A 22,343-nucleotide genomic window follows, 5' to 3' on the forward strand; every position below is an offset into this window, starting at 1 on the left:
TTGCCCGTTGAGACACGATCATATACGATTTCGAATACACCGCAAGAGCGAGGGAGCTCATGACCACCGAGAACGACACCACGACGGACCCGCGTTTCGCCGCGCTCCCCTGCCGGCCCGGAAAAATCGTCGCCGTCCACCTCAGCTACGAATCGCGCGCCGACCAGCGCGGCCGTCGCCCCGCTGCGCCTTCCTACTTCTTCAAAGCATCGAGCTCGGTCGCTGCCTCCGGCGGCACCGTCGAGCGCCCGGCCGGCACCGAACTGCTCGCCTTCGAGGGCGAGATCGCACTGGTGATCGGCACCGCCGGCCGCCGCATCCCGCTCGCACAGGCGTGGGATCACGTCGGGTGGGTGACCGCAGCCAACGACCTCGGGCTCTACGACCTGCGCGCGAACGACAAAGGCTCGAACGTCCGCTCCAAGGGCGGTGACGGCTTCACCCCGATCGGCCCACAGCTGATCGATGCCCGCACCGTCGACCCGGCAGGGCTGCGCGTGCGCACGTGGGTCGGCGAGGAGCTCGTGCAGGACGACACCGCGGCCGGGCTCATCTTCCCGCTCGCACAGTTCGTCGCCGACCTCTCCCAGCACTTCACCCTCGAGCGCGGCGACATCATCCTGACCGGAACACCGGCCGGCTCCTCGGTCATCGTGCCCGGCGATGTCGTGACCGTCGAAGTCGACGACCCCGCCACCGGCGCCACCAGCGGACGCCTGGTCACCACCGTCGTCGAGGGCGCGGATGCCGCGTTCGACGCGTCCATCGGATCCCTCCCCACCGTCGACGACACGCAGCGCGCCGAGGCCTGGGGGTCGGCGCCTCCCGTCGATGACGTTTCGTCTCGCTCCGCTCGCTCAACGACCGGGAGCCTCTCCCCCGCGCTGCGCGAGAAGCTGGAGCGCGTGCCTGTCGCGGGACTGTCGGCCCAGCTGCGCAAGCGCGGCATCGACAACGTCACGATCGACGGCGTCCGACCGCTGCATCCGGATGCCAAGCTCATCGGCACCGCCAAGACCCTCCGGTTCGTCCCCAACCGCGAAGACCTGTTCCGCTCCCACGGCGGCGGCTACAACGCGCAGAAGCGCGCCTTCGACGCCGTCGGCGATGGCGAAGTCATCGTCATCGAGGCGCGCGGCGAGTCCGGCTCGGGCACCCTCGGCGACATCCTCGCGATCCGCGCACACGCGAACGGCGCGGCCGGCATCGTGACCGACGGCGGCGTGCGAGACGCCGATGCCGTCACGGCCGTCGGCATCCCCGTGTACACGTCGGGCGCCCACCCCGCAGTCCTCGGCCGCAAGCACGTGCCGTGGGACCACGACATCACGATCGCGTGCGGCGGAACGACCGTGCAGCCCGGCGACGTGATCGTCGGTGACGCAGACGGCGTCATCGTCATCCCGCCCACCCTCGTCGAAGAAGTGGTCGACGCGGCGCTCGCCCAGGAGGACGAGGACGCGTGGATCGCGGCACGCGTCGCGGAAGGCCACCCGGTGGACGGCCTGTTCCCGATGAACGCCGACTGGCGCGCACGCTACGAGCAGGAGACGGGAGCCGGCGCATGAGCGACACCCTGATCGGCAGCAAGTCGCAGGTCGCGTACGACTGGATCCGCGAGCGTATCGCACGCCACGAGTTCAGCCCCGGCTACCGCCTCGTGCTGGGTTCGATCGCCGACGAACTGCAGATGAGCGTCGTGCCGGTGCGCGAAGCCATCCGCCGCCTCGAAGCCGAGCATCTCGTCACGTTCGAGAAGAACGTGGGCGCCCGGGTATCCGTCGTCGACGAAGACCAGTACATCTACACGATGCAGACCCTCGGCCTGCTCGAGGGGTACGCGACCGGCCTCGCCGCGCCGCACGTCACCGCAGACGACCTGGCGCGCGCCACGAAGGTCAACGAGCGGATGCACCGACTGCTCGACCATTTCGACGCGCACGCGTACACCCAGCTGAACCAGCAGTTCCACAGCATCCTGTTCGCGCCGTGCCCGAATCCGCACATCCTCGACCTCGTCGACCGTGCGTGGTCGCGGCTGGCCGGCCTGCGCGATACGTCGTTCTCCCTGATCCCCGGGCGCCCGCAGCACTCGGTGGAGGAGCACGATCAGATCCTCGACCTCATCCGCGACGGCGCGGACCCGGTCGAGATCGAGCTGCTCACCCGTACCCACCGCATGCGCACGCTGGACGCGTTCCTTGCCGCGCGGCACCCCGACACCCACGACACCGACACCGACACCGACTCGGAGGCATCATGACCGACACCACCGCCCCGGCACTCGATCAGCGTCACGTGCCGGCCGACCTGCCCGAGCGCATCCAGCACTACATCGATGGCGCGTTCGTCGACTCGCTCGATGGCGACACGTTCGACGTGCTCGAGCCGGTCACCAACGAGGTGTACGTCACCGCCGCCGCCGGCAAGAAGGCCGACATCGAGCGGGCCGTCGCCGCCGCCAAGCGCGCGTTCGACGAGGGCCCGTGGCCGCGGATGCTGCCGCGCGAGCGCTCGCGCGTGCTGCACCGGATCGCAGACATCGTCGAGTCCCGCGACGCACGGCTGGCCGAGCTCGAGTCGTTCGACTCCGGTCTGCCGATCACGCAGGCCCTCGGCCAGGCCCGCCGCGCGGCCGAGAACTTCCGGTTCTTCGCCGACCTGATCGTCGCGCAGGCCGACGACACCTTCAAGGTGCCCGGCCGTCAGATCAACTACGTCAACCGCAAGCCGATCGGCGTCGCAGGACTCATCACGCCCTGGAACACGCCCTTCATGCTCGAGTCCTGGAAGCTCGGCCCGGCGCTCGCGACCGGCAACACCGTCGTGCTCAAGCCCGCCGAGTTCACGCCGCTGTCCGCGTCGCTGTGGGCCGGCATCTTCGAAGAGGCGGGCCTGCCCCAGGGCGTGTTCAACCTCGTGAACGGCCTCGGTGAAGACGCCGGCGACGCGCTCGTGAAGCACCCCGATGTGCCGCTGATCTCGTTCACCGGCGAGAGCCGCACCGGGCAGATCATCTTCGGCAACGCCGCGCCGTACCTCAAGGGCCTGTCGATGGAACTCGGCGGCAAGAGCCCGGCGATCGTCTTCGCCGACGCCGACCTGGATGCCGCGATCGACGCGACCATCTTCGGTGTCTTCTCGCTCAACGGCGAACGCTGCACCGCCGGCAGCCGCATCCTCGTGCAGCGCGACATCTACGACGAGTTCGTGGAGCGCTATGCCGCGCAGGCCCAGCGGGTGAAGGTCGGCTACCCGCACGACCCCGACACCGAAGTCGGCGCGCTCGTGCACCCCGAGCACTTCGCGAAGGTCATGAGCTACGTCGAGATCGGCAAGGGCGAGGGCCGCCTCGTCGCCGGCGGCGGCCAGCCCGAGGGCTTCGCGTTCGGCAACTTCGTCGCACCCACCGTGTTCGCCGACGTGTCGCCGGATGCCCGCATCTTCCAGGAGGAGATCTTCGGTCCGGTCGTCGCGATCACCCCGTTCGACACCGACGAGGAGGCACTGGCCCTCGCCAACAACACGAACTACGGCCTCGCCGCCTACGTGTGGACCAACGACCTCAAGCGCGCCCACAACTTCGCGCAGTCGATCGATGCCGGCATGGTCTGGCTCAACTCGAACAACGTGCGGGACCTCCGCACCCCGTTCGGCGGCGTGAAGGCGTCCGGCCTCGGCCACGAGGGCGGCTACCGCTCGATCGACTTCTACACCGACCAGCAGGCCGTGCACATCACGCTCGGCAAGGTCCACAACCCCACCTTCGGCAAGAACTGACCCGCGAGACGACGAGCAAGGACGCTGACATGACACACCGCGACGGCATGACCCTCACTTCCTCCGGGTTCTACGTGAGCCAGGAGGCCCCCATCGAGGCGGCGAACGCCTTCCCCACCCCGACGAGCCCGGCCCCCGACATCCTGCGGTGCGCCTACATGGAGCTGATCGTCACCGATCTGGCGGCATCCCGTCAGTTCTACGTCGACATCCTCGGGCTGTATGTGACGTCGGAGGACGACGAGGCGATCTACCTGCGGTCCACCGAGGAGTTCATCCACCACAACCTCGTGCTGCGCAAGGGGCCGGTCGCGGCCGTCGCAGCGTTTTCGTACCGCGTGCGCACGCCCGAAGACCTCGACACTGCGGTCGCGTTCTTCACCGAACTCGGATGCCGCGTCGAACGCCGCCCCGAGGGATTCACGAAGGGCATCGGCGACTCGGTGCGCGTCGAGGACCCGCTCGGCTTTCCGTACGAGTTCTTCCACCAGACCGAGCACGTGGAGCGGATGTCGTGGCGCTACGACGTGCACATCCCCGGCGAGCTGGTGCGGCTGGATCACTTCAACCAGATCACCCCCGATGTGCCGCGCGCCGTCAAGTACATGCAGGACCTCGGCTTCCGCGTCACCGAAGACATCCAGGACGAAGAAGGCACTGTCTACGCGGCATGGATGCGGCGCAAGCCCACCGTGCACGACACCGCCATGACCGGCGGCGACGGCCCGCGCATGCACCACGTGTGCTTCGCGACGCACGAGAAGCACAACATCCTCGCGATCTGCGACAAGCTCGGCGCCCTGCGCCGCTCCGACGCGATCGAGCGCGGGCCGGGCCGCCACGGCGTCTCCAACGCGTTCTACCTGTACCTGCGCGACCCCGACGGGCACCGCGTCGAGGTGTACACGCAGGACTACTACACCGGCGACCCCGACAACCCCGTCGTCACGTGGGACGTGCACGACAACCAGCGCCGCGACTGGTGGGGCAACCCCGTCGTGCCCAGCTGGTACACCGACGGCAGCCTCGTGCTCGACCTCGACGGCAACCCGCAGCCGGTCATCGCCCGCACCGACTCGTCGGAGATGGCGGTCACGATCGGCGCCGACGGCTTCAGCTACACCCGCCCCGACGACACGGAGGCGATGCCGGAGTGGAAGCAGGGCGAGTACAAGCTCGGCAACCAGCTCTGATCATGCTCGACCCGCAAACCATCGACACGATCGCGGCGGAACTCGCCGAGGCCGACCGCACGCACGGGATCATCCCGCGCATCACGGCGCGCTACCCCGAGGCGACCGTCGAGGACTCGTATGCGATCCAGGGGGTGTGGCGCGACCGCATGATCGAGTCCGGCCGCACCCTCGTCGGCCGTAAAATCGGGCTCACCTCGAAGGCGATGCAGCAGGCGACCGGCATCGCCGAACCCGACTACGGCGTCATGTTCGACGACACCGTCTGGCAGGACGGGGCGGAGATCCCCGTCGACCTGTTCTCGAATGTGCGCATCGAGGTCGAACTCGCCTTCGTGCTGAAGACACCGCTCGAGGGCCCCGACTGCACGTTGGCGGACGCCCTGGCCGCGACCGACTACGTGGTGCCGGCGCTGGAGATCCTCAACTCCCACATCGAGATGGAGGGTCGCACGATCGTCGACACGATCAGCGACAACGCGGCCTACGGGGGCATGGTGCTCGGCGCCACCCGCAAGCGCGTCGACGAGGTCGACCTGCCGTGGGTGCCGGGCGTGCTCAGCCGCAACGGGGAGATCGAGGAGACCGGCGTGGCGGCCGGCGTACTCGGCAATCCCGCCACCGGCGTGGCGTGGCTGGCGAACAAGTTCCACCAGCACGGTGCAAGACTCGAGGCGGGCGAGATCATCCTCGCCGGCTCGTTCACGCGACCCATGTGGGTGCAGCGCGGCGACACCGTCCACTGCGACTACGGACCGATGGGAACCATCACATGCCGCTTCGTCTGACCTTCCGCGATCGTCTCTCCGCCGCCGACCGCCCCCTGGCAGGGCTGTGGACGTGCTCCGGGTCACCGCTGGCGGCCGAGATCCTCGCCGGCGCCGGCATGGACTGGATGCTCATCGACATGGAGCACTCCCCCCTCGACCTGCAGACGGTGCTCGCGCAGCTGCAGGCGATCGCGGCGTACGACACCACACCCGTCGTGCGGGTGCCGGTCGGCGACGTCGCGACGATCAAGCAGGTGCTCGACCTCGGCGCGCAGAACATCCTCGTGCCGATGATCTCCACCGCCGAAGAGGCAGAAGCCGTCATACGGGCAGTGCGGTACCCGCCGCGCGGCGTGCGCGGTGTCGGCTCGGCGCTGGCCCGCTCGGCCCGGTGGAACCGCGTCGACGACTACCTCACGAACACGGACGCCTACGTGTCGGTCTTCGTGCAGGTCGAAACCGCCCAGGGCGTCGACAACGCCGAAGCCATCGCGGCGGTCGACGGTGTCGACGGCGTCTTCGTCGGCCCGAGCGACCTCGCAGCGTCCATGGGGCTGATCGGACAGCAGACGCATCCTGATGTCGTGGCCGCCGTGCGCCGCGCGTTCGACGGCATCCGCGCCGCCGGCACGCCCGCCGGGGTCAACGCCTTCGATCCTGCAGCCGCCGACGCGTACGTCGAGGCCGGCGCATCCTTCCTGCTGGTCGGCGCCGACGTCGCGATGCTGGCCCGCGCCTCAGAGGCGCTCGCCGCCCGCTGGATCCCCGCATCCGACAACAGCACCCGCGCATCGTACTGACGAGCCCGCCGCACGAACAACCCCGCGAATGATGCTCGGACGCCGTGCGAACCTAGGGACATGAAGCGCGACGTGCACAGCCGCATCACCCTGTCGATCAGCGAGCCCGCCGATCTCGTGTTCGCCATCGCCGTGGCGGATGCCTACGACCCCGGCTCGGAGCGGATCACCGCGACCGTCGACGGGCAGCCGGTCGCAGTGCGGGAGCTGCCCGATGCACACGGCGGCCGGCTGCACCGCGTTCAGCCCACGGCCGGAACACTCGAGGTCGTCTACGACGCTTCCGTTTCGAGCCCGGGCTCGCCGCAGATCACCACTCCGACCGATCTGCTGGTCGCCACCCGTCCCAGCCGCTACGCCGAGTCCGACCGACTCGCCGCGACGGCCTTCTCGGCGTTCGGCGACCTCGAGCCCGCACGCGAACTGCTGCTCGCCGTATCGTCCTGGGTCGGCACCCGCTTGACGTATGTGCCCGGCTCGTCGCTGCCCACCGACGGTGCGGTGGAGACCCTGCTGGCGCGTAAGGGCGTCTGCCGGGACTACGCGCACCTGTGCGTCGCGCTGCTGCGCGCCTGCGGCGTGCCGGCGCGGCTGGTCTCCGTCTACGCACCCGGACTGGATCCCATGGATTTCCACGCCGTCGCGGAGGCCTGGGTCGACGGCCGCTGGTGCGTCGTCGATGCCACTGCCCTTGCGCCCCGGCAGAGCCTGGTGCGCATCGCGACCGGTCGGGATGCCGCAGACACCGCGTTCCTGAACGTCATCTCCGGCCGGTGCGAGTTGATCGACATGGAGGTCACCGCCGTCGCCGACGAGCTGCCCACCGATGATCTGGACGAACTCGTCACCATCAGCTGACACGTCGACTCAGTGCGGCCACGCAAGTGCTGACGGTGCTGTCGGCGGCATCCGCCGCGCTCGGCTTCTTCGTCGTCCTCGGCTGACCCCGCTCGGGCCCTGCCGCAGGGCGGCGCGACGTGGCACAGTTGTGGCATGAAGTCGTGGATCGTCCGGTTCGTGTCGCTGTACGTGTTCAACGTCGTCGTGCTGCTGCTGATCGGGCTGCTCACGCCGGCGCGCGTCGGGTGGGCCGCCGTCGTCGCCGCACTCGTGCTGACGCTCATCGAGCTGTTCGTGACGCCGCTCATCAAGCGCATGTTCACGGCGTTCGCGCGCACCGACCGTCGCCGTACGAAGGTCGGAGAATGGCTCGTCCAGCTCGTCGTCGCCCTCGCGGTCGCCTTCGCAGTGTGGCTGCTCACGCTTTGGCTCACCCCGGTGAACGCGGGCGGCAGCTGGTTCTGGGCGTACATCCTGCCACCGGTGATCATCTCGATCGGCTGGCTCGTCTACGCCAAGGTCGTCGGCCGCGTCGAGACCGAGGCGGGTTCGCTGTACGACCGCGCCGAAGCCGGCATCCGCGGACGCAAGAGCACGCCGGCTGCGACCGCCCCCTCCGCCGCAGCGCGGGAGGGGCGCGCCGAGCTCAACGACGGCCTCACCGCCGAACAGCGCCGCATGCTCGACGAGCTCGGCGGCTGAGCGCATGACGAGGGTGTAACAAAGCGTCGCTCGCGGCGCCCCAGTGACGTCAGGACGCGAGAGGATGGATGCGGCGCGTCGCACCGCACCGGTCCGCGCCAGGATTCCGGAGGCCCACATGTCGCGCATCGTCCTGCGTACCGCCCTTGTCGCCGCGGCGGCGACCACCGCCCTGCTGCTCGCCGGCTGCGCCACCTCGACGCCCGCCGAGGACACCACGCCGACGCCCGGTGAGGCCGCGGCGCCCGCACTCGAAGGCCTCGTCACCGAGGGCAAGCTCACGATCGCCACGGGTGAGACCGCGTACTACCCGTACGTGATCGACGACGACCCGAGCTCGGGAGAGGGCTTCGAAGCCGCCGTCGCCTACGCCGTCGCCGACAAGCTCGGCTTCGCCGCCGACGACGTCGAGTGGGTGCGCACGAGCTTCGAATCCGCGATCGCGCCTGGGCCGAAGTCGTTCGACTTCAACATCCAGCAGTACACGATCACCGAAGAGCGGGAGCAGGCCGTCGACTTCTCGTCGCCGTACTACGCGTCGAGCCAGGCGGTCGTCGCGATCAAGGGCAGCGCCGCCGACGGCGCCGACTCGATCGCCGAACTGAAGGATCTGACGCTGGGCGCCATGACCGGCTCGACCAGTGCCACGACGCTCGCCGAGGCGATCGCGCCGAACGTGACCCCCAAGCTGTACGCGAGCAACGAGGATGCCGTCGCAGCCCTCCAGGCGAACCAGATCGACGCGATCGTGCTCGACCTCCCCACCGCCTACTATGCGACGGGCGTCTACATCGAGGACTCGTTCATCGTGGGCGAACTGCCCGCCGCCGGCGTCCCCGACGAGTGGGGTCTGCTGCTGGCCAAGGACTCCCCCCTCACCGACGCCGTCACCGCCGCCGTCGACGAGTTGCGCGAGGACGGCACGCTCGATGCCATCACCGAGGAATGGCTCGGATCGGGCCAGGGCGTGACCCTGCTCGAGTGACCGCGCTAGCGTTCCAGGGGTGACCACCGACATCGCGCGCGAACCCAGCGCGCTCGAGCTCGACCGCAGGCGCTTCCGACGTGGGCGCGAACGCCGCTCGGTGCTCATCGCCGTGGCATCCACCCTCGCCTTCGCGGCGATCGTGTGGGTGACGGTGATCAACACCGAGGGGTGGGCGAAGGTCCAGCAGACCTTCTTCGACCTCGACGTCGCACTGCAGGCGCTGCCGAAGGTGTGGGACGGGTTCCTCATCAACCTGCAGGTGCTCGGCATCTCGGTGTTCACGGTCGCCGCCGTGGCGCTCGCCGTCGCGCTGCTGCGCACACTGCGCGGGCCGGTGTTCTTTCCGCTGCGGGTGCTCGCCGCCGGGTACACCGACCTGTTCCGCGGCATCCCGTTCATCATCGTGCTGTACCTGGTCGGCTTCGGGCTGCCGACGGTGACGAACACCCGCATCCCCGAAGTGCTGCTGGGCGTCATCGCCGTCACCCTCACCTACTCGTCGTACGTGGCCGAGGTGATCCGCGCCGGCATCGAGGCGGTGCACCCGTCGCAATGGCTCGCCGCCCGCGCGCTCGGACTCGGCTACGTGCAGACGCTGCGGCGCGTCATCCTGCCGCAGGCGCTGCGCAAGATGACCCCGCCGCTCATGAACGACTTCATCTCGATGCAGAAGGATGTCGGACTCATCTCGATCCTGGGCGCGATCGACGCGATCGCGGGTGCCCGGTCGGTCACGTCGCTCACCTACAACTTCACGCCGTACGTCGTGGCGGCGGTGCTGTTCGTGCTGCTGGCGATCCCGACGATCCGCCTCACCGACTGGTACACGGCGCGACTTCGGGCACGCGAGCAGACGGGGGCGATCGTGTGAGTGCCGTGCTGCGGGCCGAGGGGCTGTGGAAGTCGTTCGGCGACAACGCCGTGCTGCGCGGGGTGGATGTCGCGCTCGACGCGCACGAGGTCGTCGCGCTCATCGGCGCAAGCGGGTCGGGCAAATCGACGCTGCTGCGTTGTCTCGGGCTGCTGGAGCCAATCGACGACGGACAGATCTGGCTCGGCGACGAGGACATCTCCGACCCGCGAATCGACGCGAACCGGGTGCGGGCACGGTTCGGGGCCGTGTTCCAGAGCTACAACCTCTTTCCGCACCTGTCGGTGCTCGCCAACGTCACCCTCGCGTCGCGGGTCGTGCACAAGCGGTCGAAGCAGGATGCCGAGGCCCGCGCGCTCGAGCTGCTCGACCGCATCGGACTCGCCGACTTCGCCAAGGCCCACCCCGATCGCCTCTCCGGCGGGCAGCAGCAGCGCGCCGCGATCGTGCGGGCGCTCGCGACCGACCCCGAAGTGCTGCTGCTCGACGAGATCACCTCGGCGCTCGACCCCGAACTCGTCGGCGAGGTGCTCGAACTCGTCCGTCAGCTCGCCGACGACGGCCGCACGATCCTGATGGCCACGCACGAAATGGCCTTCGCACGTGACGTCGCCGACCGTGTGGTGTTCCTCGATCAGGGCGTCATCGTCGAGCAGGGCACGCCTGCCGAGGTCTTCGGCGCACCGCGCGAGGCTCGCACCCGCGCCTTCCTCTCCCGCTTCACCGGCTGACACTGCGCAAGTCAACCTGTTGACTCACGGCGAGTCAACTGGTTTACTCATGGCATGGCCGACCGCATCACCGTCACGCTCCACGAACTCGTCGCCGAGCTCGACCTCTACGCCGACGACTACCTGCAGCGCCACCACGGCATCTCGTTCAATCTCTTCGAGACGCTCGCCGTGCTCGTCGAGAAGGCGCCGATCGACATCACGGGTCTCGCTCGCTGCCTGCGCATCACGAAGGCGGCCGTCAGCAAGCGCCTCCCCCACCTGATCAGCGACGGCTGGATCTCAGCATCCCCAGGTCAGGGCCGGCAGATCATCCTCGCGCCGTCCGAGCAGACGATCGCGCTCGTCCGCGACGCGGGCGGCGAGCTCGAGGCGCACTTCGCAGCGATGCTCGCCGACCCGCGCGTGACCGCCGCGCCCGGCGCGGTCTCGCCGACGACACTCAACAACCAGCTGTCGGCACTCACCGACATCGTGATCGAAAAGGGCCAACGCACATGAACACTCGCATCCTCGTCATCATCGGCACACCGCTGCCCGACACCTACAACCACGCGCTCGCCCACGCCTACGCGACCGCCGCGACCGGCGCCGGTGCCGACGTGCGGGTGATCGACCTGGCAACGGACCCGATCCCCGACCACCCGCGCAGTCGCGATCAGCTGCGTGCACCGCGCAGCGAAGCCGACCGGGCGCTCGACCCCGATGTCGCCCGTTACCTCGATGACGTGCGGTGGGCCGAACACATCGCGGTCTTCCATCCGCAGTGGTGGGGAACCGCGCCCGCCGCACTGAAGGCGTTCATCGACCGTGTGTTCCTCTCGGGAGCGGCATTCCGCTACCGCGAGGGCAGTGCCATCTCCGAGCGGCTGCTCACCGGCCGCACCGGACGCATGGTCATGACGATGGACTCGCCGCGCTGGTGGAACCGCCTCGTCTACCGCGGCGCAGCCGAAGCCGCACTCACTCGCGCGACCTTCCGATACTGCGGCGTCCGCACCCTCGGCATCACGCGGCTGAGCCCGATCCGCCTCGGCGACGAGCGCCGCCGGCGCGACTGGATCGACCAGCTCGCGCGCCTCGGCGCCCGCGACGGGGCCCGGCCGGCGCGCACTGCACCGCCGGCATCCACCTCAACCCCCGACACCGCCGCCGTCGGCGCACGCTGAGCGGGCCCGGCGCTCAGCCGGCGAGACGCTCGGCAGTCTCGACGACGTTCGCGACCAGCAGGGCGCGGGTCATCGGACCGACGCCGCCGGGGTTCGGCGACAGCCACCCGGCGACCTCTGCGACGGCGGGGTCGACGTCGCCGGCGAGCTTCGCCTTGCCCGACTCGGTCGTGCCGACGCGGGTCACACCGACGTCGAGCACGGCGGCACCGGGCTTGATCCACTCGGCCTGCACGAGGTGCGGCTGGCCGACGGCTGCGACGACGATGTCCGCGCGCGACACCTCGGCGGCGAGATCGGGCGTTCGGGAGTGGGTCAGGGTGACCGTGGCATCGGTACCCTTGCGGGTCAGCAGCAGCCCGAGCGGGCGGCCCACTGTGATGCCGCGCCCGATCACGGTCACGTGCTTGCCGGCGATCTCGACCCCGTGGCGCGTCAGCAGCTCGATGATGCCCGCGGGCGTGCACGGCAGGGGCGCCGCGACTGCGGTGCGCGGGTCGACGCCCAGCACGAGGCGGCCGAGGTTCGTCGGGTGCAGGCCGTCGGCATCCTTCGCGGGGTCGACGAGTTCGAGGATCGCGTTCTCGTCGACGCCCTTCGGCAGCGGCAGCTGCACGATGAACCCGGTCACGGCGGGGTCGGCGTTCATGCCGCGCACGGCATCCGCGATCTCGTCCTGCGTCGCAGTCGCGGGCAGCTCGACCGAGATCGACGCGACACCGACCTCGGCGCAGTCGCGGTGCTTGCCCGTGACGTACGAGCGGGATGCCGGGTCGTCGCCGACCAGCAGCGTGCCGAGCCCGGGAACGATCCCCCGCTCGGCGAGCGCGGCCACGCGAACCCGCAGTTCGTCCTTGATGGCCGCCGCGGTCGCGACGCCGTCGAGCTTCTGAGCCGTCATGTCGTTCCTTCTCTCTGAGCCGAATCCCGCGAGAGAACACCTGCGCGCCGAGAGATCGGGTGAAACCCGTCGCCTCGGCGGCCTGATGTTCTCTCGCGGTCCAGTCGCGGGTTACTGCTGCAGGTCGGGGTACAGCGGGAAGGCGGATGCCAGGGCGTCGACGCGGGCACGCAGTGCGTCAAGGTCAGCACCGGGCTGCAGCGCGAGCGCGATGACGTCGGCGACCTCGGTGAATTCGGCGTCGCCGAACCCGCGGGTCGCGAGCGCGGGCGTGCCGATGCGCAGGCCCGAGGTGACCATCGGCGGGCGCGGGTCATTGGGCACGGCGTTGCGGTTGACGGTGATGTGGATCTCGTGCAGCAGGTCTTCGGCCTGCTTGCCGTCGATCTCGGCGTCGCGCAGGTCGACGAGCACGAGGTGCACGTCGGTGCCGCCGGAGCGCACCGCGATGCCGGCGCCGGCGACGTCGGGCTGTGCGAGGCGCTCAGCGAGAATCGCCGCACCGCGCACGACGCGCTCCTGACGCTCCTTGAACTCCGGCGTGCCGGCGAGCTTGAAGGCGGTCGCCTTCGCGGCGATCACGTGCATGAGCGGGCCGCCCTGCTGACCCGGGAAGACGGCCGTGTTGATCCCCTTCGCGATGTCGGCATCGTTGGTGAGGATGAAGCCCGAGCGCGGGCCGCCGATCGTCTTGTGCACGGTCGAGCTCACGACGTGGGCGTGCGGCACGGGCGAGGGGTGCAGGCCCGCGGCGACGAGCCCGGCGAAGTGTGCCATGTCGACCCACAGCAACGCACCGACCTCGTCGGCGATGGCACGGAACGCGGCGAAGTCGAGCTGGCGGGGGTAGGCCGACCAGCCGGCGATGATGACCTTCGGCTTGTGCTCGATGGCGAGGCTGCGCACCTCGTCCATGTCGATGACGCTCGTCTCGGGGTTCACGCCGTACGCGACGATGTTGTAGAGACGGCCCGAGAAGTTGATCTTCATGCCGTGGGTGAGGTGGCCGCCGTGGTCGAGCGAGAGACCGAGCAGCGTGTCGCCGGGGCGGGCGATCGCGTGCAGCACGGCAGCATTGGCCGAGGCGCCGGAGTGGGGCTGGACGTTGGCGAACTCGGCGCCGAACAGGTCCTTGGCGCGGGCGATCGCGAGCTCTTCGGCGACGTCGACCTCTTCGCAGCCGCCGTAGTAGCGACGGCCGGGGTAGCCCTCGGCGTACTTGTTGGTGAGCACCGAGCCCTGCGACTGCAGCACCGAGACGGGTACGAAGTTCTCGGACGCGATCATCTCGAGGAAGGTGCGCTGGCGGTTCAGCTCGCGCTCGAGCACCTCGGCGATCTCGGGGTCGACCTCGGACAGCGGGGCGTTGAAGTGGGGATCGGTCACGTTCTCTCCTGACGACGGGTTTGAGGATGCAGGTGCCGTCGCGCGCGGCGGCGTCTCGAACCCGACCCAGGCGTGCGGTCGAATGCCGTGTCGGTCGCTCCCCGGTGGTGGCCCACCTCAACGCCAGTCGCGACGGGTTCGAGCATACCGGATCGACCGCCGCTCTCACCGGTCGATCGAGCCCGCCACACCCGGCCCGCTGTGGCGGCGGAGCGGCATTGCGTTCACCGCGCTGCCCGTGGTGGACTGGGCGACCGAATGACGACACTCATCCATTCCGTCCGCCTCGTCGACGACGGCGCCGAGCACGACGACGCGTGGATCGCGTTCGACGGCGGTGTCGTCGCGGCTCGCGGCATGGGTGACGGATGGCGCACGAACCGCGCGGATGCCGTGGTCGACGGCGCCGGTCTCGTGCTGACGCCGGGGTTCATCGACATCCACACGCACGGAGGCGGGGGCGCGGCGTTCGACGATGGCGCGGACGCGATCGCCGTCGCTCGCGACCTGCATCGCACCCACGGCACGACCCGTTCGGTGATCTCGCTCGTGACGGCCTCGATCGAGCACCTCAGCGAACGCGTTGCGCTGATCGCCGACCTCGCCGAACGCGACCACACGATTCTCGGCAGCCACCTGGAGGGCCCGTTCCTCGAGCCGGCCTTCAGGGGTGCGCACACCGAAGCGCTGCTGCGGGCGCCGGACGCCGATGCGATCTCGCGCCTGCTCGACGCCGGCCGCGGCACGATCCGGCAGGTCACGCTCGCACCCGAACGCGACGGCGCGATGGATGCCATCGGCCGATTGGTCGCGGCGGGCACCGCCGTCGCGGTCGGTCACACCGCAGCGACGGCAGCGCAAGCCCGTGCCGCGTTCGACGCCGGCGCGACGCTGCTGACCCATGCGTTCAACGCGATGCCCGGCATCCATCACCGGGCGCCGGGACCGGTCGTCGCGGCGATGTCGGATGCCCGCGTGACCCTCGAACTCATCGCCGACGGCGTGCACGTGCACCCCGATGTCATGACGCTCGCCTTCGCGGGCGCGCCCGGCCGCATCGCACTGGTCACCGATGCGATGGCCGCCGCCGGCGCGGCAGACGGGGCGTATACGCTCGGCGGGCTCGCCGTCACGGTCGCCGATGGCACGGCCCGGCTCGCCGACAGCGGTGCGATCGCCGGGTCGACGCTCACGCAGGATGCCGCATTGCGTCGCATCGTCGAGATCGGCGTGCCACTGCCCGATGCCGTCGCCGCCGTGACCGCGGTACCCTCGCGCGCGATCGGTGTCGAGGACCGGTTCGGTTCGCTCGCCGTGGGCCGCGCGGCCGATGCCGTGCTGCTCGACGGACGCCTCGCCGTGCGTACCGTGTGGGTGGACGGCGCGCGCGTCTGACGGCGGTCCGTCTGCTGCCTGCGGAGTGAGCCGTAGACTGGAAGACATGGCAGATCTGCCCCACGTCTCCCCCGCGAAACCTGCCGAACCGCTCCCCGCAGACGCGCAGCCGGCCGGAACCCGGCCTGCGCTGACCGCGGTCGACCTGCTCGCCTTCCTGTGCGAACTGTTCGCGTTCTTCACGTTCGCCGTCTGGGGCTTCACGGCGTGGCCGTTCCCGTGGAACATCGTCGTCGGCATCGGCGCGCCCATCGTCGCGATCCTCGTCTGGGCGCTGTTCGTCTCGCCGCGCGCGGTCATTCCCGTGCACCCCTTCGTGCGGGCCCTCGTCGAACTGCTCGTCTACGCCGCCGCCACGATCGTGTGGTGGTCGGCCGGTCAGGCATGGATCGGCATCGCGTTCGCCGTCGTCGCCGTCACGGTCGGCCTCATCGCCGGTCGACGCCGCCTCACCGCATGAGCGACGACGCGATCCTCACCCTCCTGCGCGAGGCGCTGAGCGACCGCGTCGACACCACGCCGGCGACCCTCGACGCCGCGCGCGCCGACAAGTCGGGCCATGCGGCGGCGGGCGCTCCGCTGGCGGTCGTGCACGCGCGCTCCATCGACGACGTGCAGCACACGATGCGCATCGCCCACCGCACCGGCACACCTGTCGTCACGCGCGGCGCCGGTACGGGCCTCGCCGGCGGCGCCAACGCCGGGGCGGGCGAGATCGCACTGTCGGTGCGCGGCATGGACCGCATCCTCGAGGTGCGGCCCGATGATCTGCTCGCCGTCGTCGAACCCGGCATCATCAACGCCGACCTCAACAACGTCCTGGCGGCAGACGGGCTGTGGTGGGCACCCGATCCCGCCAGCCGCGCGATCTCGACGGTGGGCGGCAACATCGCCACCGGCGCGGGCGGTCTGCTGTGCGCGAAGTACGGCGTCGTGCGCGATGCGGTCCTCGGCGTCGACGTCGTGCTCGCCGACGGCACGCTGGTGCGGTTCGGGCACCGCAGCGTCAAGGGAGTCACGGGGCTCGATCTGACGTCGCTCATGATCGGATCCGAAGGCACCCTCGGCGTCATCGTCGGCGCCACCCTCAAGCTGCGCCGACGCGTGCCGGGCCATGCGCGCACGCTCACGGCCACGTTCCCAGACGTGCGCGCAGCAGCCGTCGCCTCCGCCGCCGTCACCGCGTCGGGCGTGCAGCCGGCGATCATGGAGCTGATGGATGCCGCATCCCTCGCCGCCGTCCACGCATTGCTCGAACTCCCCGCGCCGACGCCGGGCGAAGCCCAACTGACCGTGCAGACCGACGGTCCCGCAGCGGATGCCGAGGCTGAGTCGATCGCCGCGACCCTCGCCGCGGCGGGCGGGCTCGTGCGACTGGCCGCCGACCAAGCCGAGGGCGAGCGGCTGCTCGCGATCCGACGCTCCATGCACCCGGCGATGGAGACGCTCGGCACGACGCTCATCGAAGACGTCTCGGTGCCGCGCAGCATGCTGCCGGCGATGTTCGACGAGATCGCGCGCGTCGAACGCGAGCACGGCCTGCCGATCCCCACGGTCTGTCACGCCGGCGACGGCAACCTGCACCCGAACTTCGTCTTCGACGGCCCCGACGTGCCCGAAGAGGTGTGGCACGCAGCCGATGACCTGTTCCGGTCCGCGCTGCGCCTCGGCGGCACCCTCACGGGCGAACACGGCATCGGCGTGCTGAAGCGCCGCTGGCTCGCTGACGAACTCGGCGATGACCAGTGGCGCCTGCAGCGCGAGATCACGCGGGTGTTCGACCCGACCGGCATCCTCAATCCCGGCAAGGTCTTCACACACTGAACGGGATCAGCCGTTGAGGATGGCCTCGATCGCGGCGTCCAACTCGGTCGCGATCTCGGTGACGTCGCCGCCCTGCGCGATCTTCACGAGCGCGTCCGGGATCAGCTGGGCCTTCTCGACCTCACCCCAGTTGGGGCTGGCCGGGGTGCCCTTCGAGTTGGCCAGTGCCGCCGCCTGCGCCTGAGCCGACGGGGTGTCGGGCAGGAACTCGGCGGCCGAGACGGTCGCGGGGACCAGACCCTGCGCGGCCATCAGCTTCTGGTACCCCTCGGAGAGCATGATCTTCATCGCTGCCTTGGCCTTGCCCTGCGAGTCGCTCTTGAAGGGGATGGCGATGGTCGAGCCGCCCGCCAAGATCGGAGCCGTCTCGCCGGCGCTCGCGCCGGGCAGTGCGAAGGCGTTCAGGTCCTTGGCGTAGGTGTCGGGGCAGCCCTTCGAGACCTCTTCGCCGGCGGCCTCGTCGCCCCACGGCCATGCACCGGTCAGGTTGCCCTCGGCCCATGCGGGGCTGGAGAGGAAACCGACCTCGCCGGCGCAGAACGCGATGTTGCCGAGGCGCTCGTTGCCGTCGACGGGCGCGACGGAGGCGTTCTCGTACACGTCCTGCAGCATCTCGAGGCCCTTGACGGACTCGGCGCTGGAGAGCTGCGCATCCCAGGTCTCGCCGTCCTGCACGGCGATCTCGCCGCCGCCTGCCCACACGTAGGGAAGCGCGTTGTACCAGTCCTTGCCCGGGGCGAAGATGCCCGAGACGGTGTCGGACTTGAGCTCCTTGCCCTTCGCGACGTACTCCTCGAGGGTCGTCGGCAGGGTGTCGCCGACGACCTGCGGAGTGTAGAAGATGACACGGCCGCTTGCGTAGTATGGCGCCGCGTAGAAGGACCCGTCGAGGGTGCCGGCGTCGACCAGGCCACTCAGCAGGTCGTCGCCACCGAGTTCTTCCTTGATGTCGGTGAGGTCGAGCAGCAGACCGGCGTCTGCGAAGCCGATGGCCTGCGTGTTGCGGAACTCGACGACGTCGGGTGCGTCGTTGGACGAAAGGGCTGCCGTGTAGGTGTTGTCGGTGTCGTCCCAGGTCTTCTCTTCGATCGTGAGGGCCCAGCCCTCGTTCGCGGCTTCGAAGGTCTCCTTGAGGTAGTCACGGGCGGTGTCGGGGGTGTCGGATCCGACCAGCCAGACCGTGAGCTCACCGGTTGCCGCGTCGGTCTTTTCCGGGGCAGCGTTGCCCCCGGTCGAACAACCCGCGAACACGACAGCCGATGCGCCGAGCAGCGCGAACGCTCCCAGCTTCTTGTTCATGGTGGATCCTTTGTTCTTCTTGGTTCCCCAGGGGACGCACCCATCCGGCCGACGCAACCATTCGCCCCACTTCACGAGGGGTGTTTGTAAGACTGTTACATGCAGGCGGCAGGATCGTAGCCGGATCGAGTCCATTTCTCGGCATTCGCACGGTTGCGCTCCTCTACCATGGATGGAGCACAGAGACCGGGTGGGGGTGGTGTCAGTGACCGATGTGGTCGCGAAGCAGTCAGGGAATGCAGCCGAGTCGTCTGCATCTGAACCTTCGAAGGTCATGTGGGCTCCCACCGAGCCGCGCCCCGCCTCGAAGAAGCGCCTCGCGCTGGGCATCGGCATCCCCGCGGCCGTCCTCGTCGCCGGTGCCGTCGCGGCCTCACTCGTGCTCATCGCACCCGGCACCGCCGTCGCAGGCGTGCCGATCGGCTTCTTGACGCCCGGCGCCGCGACGGAGGCCATCGAGAACCGTCTCGCGCAGACCGAAATCACCCTCGGCGAAGGCGGCCCCACCGTCACCGGTGCGGAACTGGGCGCGACCGTCGACGCGGAAGCCCTCGCTGCGGCCGCGTTCGATGAGAACCCTATGTGGAACCTGACGTCGTGGTTCGGTGAGTCGTCGGCCGTTGAGGTCACAGTCGATCCCGAAGTCGCCACGGCCGCCCTTCGCACGGCCGCGCCCGACACCTACACGGCGCCGACGCCCGCGACCGTCGCATTCGAGGGCAAGACCTACGGCGTCACCGAGGCCGTCGACGGTGCGGGCATCGACGTCGACGCTGTTGCGGCTGCACTGCAGGATGCGTTCGCAGCCGGCGAGTCCGCGACGACCATCGAGGTCACGCTGGCGCCCGTCGCCTCCCCCACGACGACCGAGAAGGCGCAGGCGACCGCCGACCACCTGAACAGTCTGCTCAAGACCATCGGCTTTTACGTCGACGACGAGCGCACGGTGCCGATCTCGGCCGAGCGCGCCGCGACCTGGTTCACGATCGACACCGACGACGAGGGCGATTTCACGATCGCCGCCGACGAGGCGGAGATCCAGAAGGTCGTCGACACGCTGCCCGAGAAGGTCAACCAGGACCCGAAGAACGCGAACGTCATCGTCAACGCCGCGGGCACCGTACTGCGCACCAACCTCGAGGGGCAGGACGGCCGTGTCCTCGGCGCGACCGCCGGCGTTGCCGCCGCGTTTGCGACGCAGCTCACCGGCGGCGGCGACGCCGCATACGCACTGCCGGTGGAGGTGAGCCCGCACACCACGACCGAGGTCGCCCGACTGCTCGAGGTCGACATCAGCGAGCAGCGTCTGTACCTCAAGGAGAACGGGGCGGTCATCGACAGCTGGCTCGTCTCCACCGGGCGATACGGTGCCGACACCGTGTACGGGCGCTACAACATCGGCTGGAAGACCCCGATCCAGGACATGACCGGTACGGCGGCGGACTCCGGCAAGAAGTACATCCAGGAGGATGTGCGCTGGGCGATGTACTTCAACGGCGATCAGGCCTTCCACGGCGTGTACTGGCACAGCAATTGGGGCAATCGGATGAGCGCGGGATGCGTCGGCATGCCAGAGTGGCGCGCCGAGCAGATCTACGGTTGGGCCCCCGAAGGCACCGACGTGTGGATCCACGACTGACTCACCGTTCTAGAACGCTTTAGTCCCAGTGGACGCGGCGACTAGGCTCGGTGCATGCCGCGCTTCGACCTGTCCCCCGCCGAACTCACAACGTACGCACCACAGGTTCGCGAACCGGGCGATTTCGACGCGTTCTGGACCGATACGCTCGCAACGTCCCGCGCCGCCGCCGACGCACCGGTGATCACCCGCATCGACGCACCGTTCACGACGCTCGACGTCTTCGATGTGACGTTCTCAGGTTTCGCGGGCGACCCGGTCAAGGCGTGGCTCACGCTCCCCCGCGGCGTCGACGGTCCGCTACCGGCGGTCGTCGAGTACAACGGTTACGGCGGCGGCCGCGGCCTCCCCGTCGAACGCATCGGCTGGTCGTCCTCCGGCTATGCGCACCTGTTCATGGACACACGCGGCCAAGGGTCGATGTGGGGCTCAGGCGGCGAGACACCCGACCCGCACGGTACGGGGGCATCAGCATCCGGGTTCATGACACGGGGCATCGACGATCCCGCCGACTACTACTACCGGCGGGTGTACACCGATGCCGCCCTGGCCGTCGATGCGGTGCGATCGCTGGATGCCGTCGACGCTTCCAGAGTCGCTGTGACCGGCGGCAGCCAGGGCGGCGGCATCGCGATCGCCGCAGCGGGGCTCTCTGAGGGTTTGATCGCCGCGATGCCGGATGTGCCGTTCCTGTGCCACTTCGAGCGCGCTGTCGGACTCACCGACCGCGACCCGTACCAGGAGGTCGTGCGCTACCTGTCGGTGCACCGGGGCGCTGAGGAGCGTGTCTTCGAGACGCTGTCGTACTTCGACGGCGTGAACCTCGCACGTCGCGCGACAGCGGCCGGCCTGTTCTCTGTGGCCCTCATGGATCCGATCTGTCCGCCGTCGACCGTGTACGCGGCCTTCAACGCGTTCGGGGGCGCTGACAAGGCGATCGAGGTGTACGCCCACAACGAGCACGAGGGTGGCCAGTCCTACCAGTGGCTCGCGCAGACAGCGTTCCTCGGCGCGCGCGTCTGACTCAGATCGGGGCGGTCGAGCCCCGCACCCGCAGCGACGGGGTGGAGTCGAGGAATGCACCGGCATCCGCGCCGTCGATGACGTCGAACAGTCGGCGGGCGGCGTGCGCGCCGAAGGCGACGACGTCATGGCTGAGCGCCGTCAGGCGCGGCAGCGTGTGGTCGCACAGCACGGAGTCGTCCCACGCGATGATCGAGAGGTCTTCGGGCACACGCCTGCCCATCTCGAGCGCGACGTTCAGTCCCGCGACGGCCATGATGTCGTTGTCGTAGATGAACGCGGTGGGCGCATCGTCGCCGCTGCCGAGGGCTTCGCGGGTCACGCGTGCACCTTCGGGCATCGTGTAGTCGGTGCGCAGCACATCGGCCCGCAGCCCGCGCGCGGTCATTTCGGCGAGGAACGCCTCATTGCGGATGTGCGTGTGCGCGAGCAGCGCCAGACCCGACACGTGCGCGATGCGCCGGTGGCCGAGGCCGGCGAGGTGACCGACGGCTTCTCGCATGGATGCCGCATCGTCGGTCCACACGCACGTGAGACCGTCGGCGACACTCGGGTCGCCGACCACGACGGTCGGCAGGGCGCCGGGTTCGCCCGCCAGCGCCACGCGCGGGTCGTCGAGGGTCAGATCGACGAGCATGACACCGTCGACCTGGCGCGACCGGCGCCACTTCTCGATCGTCGCCAGTTCGCGCTCGCGAGAGGGCACCACCTGCAGCAGCAGACCGTACGAACGGCGCGAGAGCTCGGATTCGAGGCCCGCGAGAAACTGCATGTAGAACGACTCGACGCCCAGGTTGTGGGGGTCGCGAGAGAGCACCATGCCGAACGTGTCGTTGCTCGCACCCGCGAGCGAGCGCGCGGCGCTCGCCGGCGCCCAGCCCAGCTCGTCGGCCACCTGGAGCACGCGCTTGCGCGTCTGCTCCGAGACGCCCTTGCGGCCGTTGAGCGCGAACGACACGGCGCCGATCGAGACCCCCGCCCGTGCGGCGATGTCGCTGATGGTGACGCGGCGTGAACTCACCCGTTCAGCGT

General features: G+C 69.5%; 22 protein-coding genes and 1 riboswitch. Of the genes, 18 read left to right on the forward strand and 4 right to left on the reverse strand.

Features of this window, described 5'->3' with window-relative positions; translation table 11 throughout:
- The first annotated feature begins 59 nt into the window (after positions 1-59).
- The 13 genes from AC3ENX_RS03685 (at position 60) to AC3ENX_RS03745 (ending at position 11,844) form a co-directional block, all read left to right on the forward strand.
- A complete protein-coding gene (locus AC3ENX_RS03685; protein ID WP_434810511.1) occupies positions 60-1,568 on the forward strand; it encodes a fumarylacetoacetate hydrolase family protein in 1,509 nt (502 codons plus the stop codon).
- Positions 1,565-2,263: a GntR family transcriptional regulator gene (locus tag AC3ENX_RS03690; protein ID WP_434810512.1), complete on the forward strand. Its 699-nt coding sequence runs from the start codon at positions 1,565-1,567 to the stop codon at positions 2,261-2,263. The genes AC3ENX_RS03685 and AC3ENX_RS03690 overlap by 4 nt, the downstream gene beginning before the upstream one ends.
- Positions 2,260-3,780 carry a 5-carboxymethyl-2-hydroxymuconate semialdehyde dehydrogenase gene (hpaE, locus tag AC3ENX_RS03695; RefSeq protein WP_434810513.1) on the forward strand — a complete coding sequence of 507 codons (1,521 nt, stop codon included), beginning with the start codon at positions 2,260-2,262 and terminating at the stop codon, positions 3,778-3,780. Before AC3ENX_RS03690 ends, hpaE begins: the two co-directional genes overlap by 4 nt.
- Positions 3,781-3,809: 29 nt before the next feature.
- Positions 3,810-4,973 carry a 3,4-dihydroxyphenylacetate 2,3-dioxygenase gene (gene hpaD / locus AC3ENX_RS03700; protein ID WP_434810514.1) on the forward strand — a complete coding sequence of 388 codons (1,164 nt, stop codon included), beginning with the start codon at positions 3,810-3,812 and terminating at the stop codon, positions 4,971-4,973.
- A gap of 2 nt (positions 4,974-4,975) precedes the next feature.
- Positions 4,976-5,761: a fumarylacetoacetate hydrolase family protein gene (locus AC3ENX_RS03705; RefSeq protein ID WP_434810515.1), complete on the forward strand. Its 786-nt coding sequence runs from the start codon at positions 4,976-4,978 to the stop codon at positions 5,759-5,761.
- Positions 5,746-6,543 carry an HpcH/HpaI aldolase family protein gene (locus AC3ENX_RS03710; RefSeq protein ID WP_434810516.1) on the forward strand — a complete coding sequence of 266 codons (798 nt, stop codon included), beginning with the start codon at positions 5,746-5,748 and terminating at the stop codon, positions 6,541-6,543. The genes AC3ENX_RS03705 and AC3ENX_RS03710 overlap by 16 nt, the downstream gene beginning before the upstream one ends.
- A 60-nt stretch (positions 6,544-6,603) precedes the next feature.
- Positions 6,604-7,401 (forward strand): transglutaminase-like domain-containing protein, encoded by a 798-nt coding sequence (locus AC3ENX_RS03715; protein WP_434810517.1) that lies wholly within the window; start codon positions 6,604-6,606, stop codon positions 7,399-7,401.
- Positions 7,402-7,536: 135 nt separating this feature from the next.
- Positions 7,537-8,085 (forward strand): hypothetical protein, encoded by a 549-nt coding sequence (locus tag AC3ENX_RS03720; RefSeq protein ID WP_434810518.1) that lies wholly within the window; start codon positions 7,537-7,539, stop codon positions 8,083-8,085.
- A gap of 118 nt (positions 8,086-8,203) precedes the next feature.
- Complete coding sequence (locus AC3ENX_RS03725; RefSeq protein WP_434810519.1) at positions 8,204-9,070, forward strand: ABC transporter substrate-binding protein; 867 nt, start codon at positions 8,204-8,206, stop codon at positions 9,068-9,070.
- Positions 9,071-9,089: 19 nt separating this feature from the next.
- The gene (locus AC3ENX_RS03730; protein ID WP_434810520.1) at positions 9,090-9,944 is read left to right on the forward strand and encodes an amino acid ABC transporter permease; all 855 of its coding nucleotides are present in this window, start codon (positions 9,090-9,092) and stop codon (positions 9,942-9,944) included.
- A complete protein-coding gene (locus tag AC3ENX_RS03735) occupies positions 9,941-10,675 on the forward strand; it encodes an amino acid ABC transporter ATP-binding protein (protein ID WP_434810521.1) in 735 nt (244 codons plus the stop codon). Before AC3ENX_RS03730 ends, AC3ENX_RS03735 begins: the two co-directional genes overlap by 4 nt.
- A gap of 54 nt (positions 10,676-10,729) precedes the next feature.
- Positions 10,730-11,176 (forward strand): MarR family winged helix-turn-helix transcriptional regulator, encoded by a 447-nt coding sequence (locus tag AC3ENX_RS03740; protein ID WP_434810522.1) that lies wholly within the window; start codon positions 10,730-10,732, stop codon positions 11,174-11,176.
- Positions 11,173-11,844, forward strand: a complete 672-nt coding sequence (locus tag AC3ENX_RS03745) for an NAD(P)H-dependent oxidoreductase (protein WP_434810523.1) — start codon at positions 11,173-11,175, stop codon at positions 11,842-11,844. The genes AC3ENX_RS03740 and AC3ENX_RS03745 overlap by 4 nt, the downstream gene beginning before the upstream one ends.
- Before the next feature lie 13 nt (positions 11,845-11,857).
- On the opposite strand, the gene AC3ENX_RS03750 is transcribed toward AC3ENX_RS03745, so the two are convergent.
- Both AC3ENX_RS03750 and glyA read right to left on the reverse strand, forming a co-directional pair.
- On the reverse strand, positions 11,858-12,745 hold the full coding sequence (locus AC3ENX_RS03750) for a bifunctional methylenetetrahydrofolate dehydrogenase/methenyltetrahydrofolate cyclohydrolase (RefSeq protein WP_434810524.1): 888 nt from the start codon (positions 12,743-12,745) through the stop codon (positions 11,858-11,860).
- A 111-nt stretch (positions 12,746-12,856) separates the two neighbouring features.
- Positions 12,857-14,131 carry a serine hydroxymethyltransferase gene (gene glyA / locus AC3ENX_RS03755; RefSeq protein ID WP_434810525.1) on the reverse strand — a complete coding sequence of 425 codons (1,275 nt, stop codon included), beginning with the start codon at positions 14,129-14,131 and terminating at the stop codon, positions 12,857-12,859.
- Positions 14,132-14,188: 57 nt separating this feature from the next.
- Positions 14,189-14,272: riboswitch (ZMP/ZTP riboswitch) on the reverse strand.
- A gap of 117 nt (positions 14,273-14,389) precedes the next feature.
- Here glyA and nagA point away from each other — a divergent pair.
- Genes nagA through AC3ENX_RS03770 form a run of 3 tightly spaced genes read left to right on the forward strand, consistent with a single transcriptional unit; the run spans position 14,390 to position 17,350 of the window.
- The gene (nagA, locus tag AC3ENX_RS03760; protein WP_434810526.1) at positions 14,390-15,526 is read left to right on the forward strand and encodes an N-acetylglucosamine-6-phosphate deacetylase; all 1,137 of its coding nucleotides are present in this window, start codon (positions 14,390-14,392) and stop codon (positions 15,524-15,526) included.
- A gap of 46 nt (positions 15,527-15,572) precedes the next feature.
- Entirely contained in the window at positions 15,573-15,986 is a 414-nt protein-coding gene (locus tag AC3ENX_RS03765; protein ID WP_434810527.1) for a YrdB family protein, read from the forward strand.
- Positions 15,983-17,350, forward strand: a complete 1,368-nt coding sequence (locus tag AC3ENX_RS03770; protein ID WP_434810528.1) for an FAD-binding oxidoreductase — start codon at positions 15,983-15,985, stop codon at positions 17,348-17,350. The genes AC3ENX_RS03765 and AC3ENX_RS03770 overlap by 4 nt, the downstream gene beginning before the upstream one ends.
- Before the next feature lie 6 nt (positions 17,351-17,356).
- Here AC3ENX_RS03770 and AC3ENX_RS03775 read toward each other — a convergent pair whose 3' ends face one another.
- On the reverse strand, positions 17,357-18,649 hold the full coding sequence (locus AC3ENX_RS03775) for an extracellular solute-binding protein (protein WP_434810529.1): 1,293 nt from the start codon (positions 18,647-18,649) through the stop codon (positions 17,357-17,359).
- A gap of 274 nt (positions 18,650-18,923) precedes the next feature.
- Between AC3ENX_RS03775 and AC3ENX_RS03780 the strand changes: the two genes are divergently transcribed.
- Together AC3ENX_RS03780 and AC3ENX_RS03785 are read left to right on the forward strand one after the other, a co-directional pair.
- Positions 18,924-20,288, forward strand: a complete 1,365-nt coding sequence (locus tag AC3ENX_RS03780; RefSeq protein WP_434810530.1) for a L,D-transpeptidase family protein — start codon at positions 18,924-18,926, stop codon at positions 20,286-20,288.
- A 54-nt stretch (positions 20,289-20,342) separates the two neighbouring features.
- Complete coding sequence (locus AC3ENX_RS03785; RefSeq protein ID WP_434810531.1) at positions 20,343-21,311, forward strand: acetylxylan esterase; 969 nt, start codon at positions 20,343-20,345, stop codon at positions 21,309-21,311.
- Position 21,312: 1 nt separating this feature from the next.
- Here the strand turns inward: AC3ENX_RS03785 and AC3ENX_RS03790 are convergent, their stop codons facing one another.
- Entirely contained in the window at positions 21,313-22,332 is a 1,020-nt protein-coding gene (locus AC3ENX_RS03790; RefSeq protein WP_434810532.1) for a LacI family DNA-binding transcriptional regulator, read from the reverse strand.
- Between the last annotated feature and the right edge of the window lie 11 nt (positions 22,333-22,343).

It is taken from the genome of Microbacterium sp. bgisy189, from assembly GCF_057707225.1.

Bases quoted from the DNA above. Each gene is read 5' to 3' on its own strand.
- AC3ENX_RS03710 (WP_434810516.1), top strand. From the start codon at position 5,746: ATGCCGCTTCGTCTGACCTTCCGCGATCGTCTCTCCGCCGCCGACCGC.
- nagA (WP_434810526.1), top strand. From the start codon at position 14,390: ATGACGACACTCATCCATTCCGTCCGCCTCGTCGACGACGGCGCCGAG.
- AC3ENX_RS03765 (WP_434810527.1), top strand. From the start codon at position 15,573: ATGGCAGATCTGCCCCACGTCTCCCCCGCGAAACCTGCCGAACCGCTC.
- AC3ENX_RS03720 (WP_434810518.1), top strand. From the start codon at position 7,537: ATGAAGTCGTGGATCGTCCGGTTCGTGTCGCTGTACGTGTTCAACGTC.
- AC3ENX_RS03685 (WP_434810511.1), top strand. From the start codon at position 60: ATGACCACCGAGAACGACACCACGACGGACCCGCGTTTCGCCGCGCTC.
- AC3ENX_RS03745 (WP_434810523.1), top strand. From the start codon at position 11,173: ATGAACACTCGCATCCTCGTCATCATCGGCACACCGCTGCCCGACACC.
- AC3ENX_RS03690 (WP_434810512.1), top strand. From the start codon at position 1,565: ATGAGCGACACCCTGATCGGCAGCAAGTCGCAGGTCGCGTACGACTGG.
- AC3ENX_RS03785 (WP_434810531.1), top strand. From the start codon at position 20,343: ATGCCGCGCTTCGACCTGTCCCCCGCCGAACTCACAACGTACGCACCA.
- AC3ENX_RS03715 (WP_434810517.1), top strand. From the start codon at position 6,604: ATGAAGCGCGACGTGCACAGCCGCATCACCCTGTCGATCAGCGAGCCC.
- AC3ENX_RS03725 (WP_434810519.1), top strand. From the start codon at position 8,204: ATGTCGCGCATCGTCCTGCGTACCGCCCTTGTCGCCGCGGCGGCGACC.
- AC3ENX_RS03780 (WP_434810530.1), top strand. From the start codon at position 18,924: ATGTGGGCTCCCACCGAGCCGCGCCCCGCCTCGAAGAAGCGCCTCGCG.
- AC3ENX_RS03740 (WP_434810522.1), top strand. From the start codon at position 10,730: ATGGCCGACCGCATCACCGTCACGCTCCACGAACTCGTCGCCGAGCTC.
- AC3ENX_RS03770 (WP_434810528.1), top strand. From the start codon at position 15,983: ATGAGCGACGACGCGATCCTCACCCTCCTGCGCGAGGCGCTGAGCGAC.
- AC3ENX_RS03750 (WP_434810524.1), bottom strand. From the start codon at position 12,745: ATGACGGCTCAGAAGCTCGACGGCGTCGCGACCGCGGCGGCCATCAAG.
- hpaD (WP_434810514.1), top strand. From the start codon at position 3,810: ATGACACACCGCGACGGCATGACCCTCACTTCCTCCGGGTTCTACGTG.
- AC3ENX_RS03705 (WP_434810515.1), top strand. From the start codon at position 4,976: ATGCTCGACCCGCAAACCATCGACACGATCGCGGCGGAACTCGCCGAG.
- AC3ENX_RS03775 (WP_434810529.1), bottom strand. From the start codon at position 18,649: ATGAACAAGAAGCTGGGAGCGTTCGCGCTGCTCGGCGCATCGGCTGTC.
- hpaE (WP_434810513.1), top strand. From the start codon at position 2,260: ATGACCGACACCACCGCCCCGGCACTCGATCAGCGTCACGTGCCGGCC.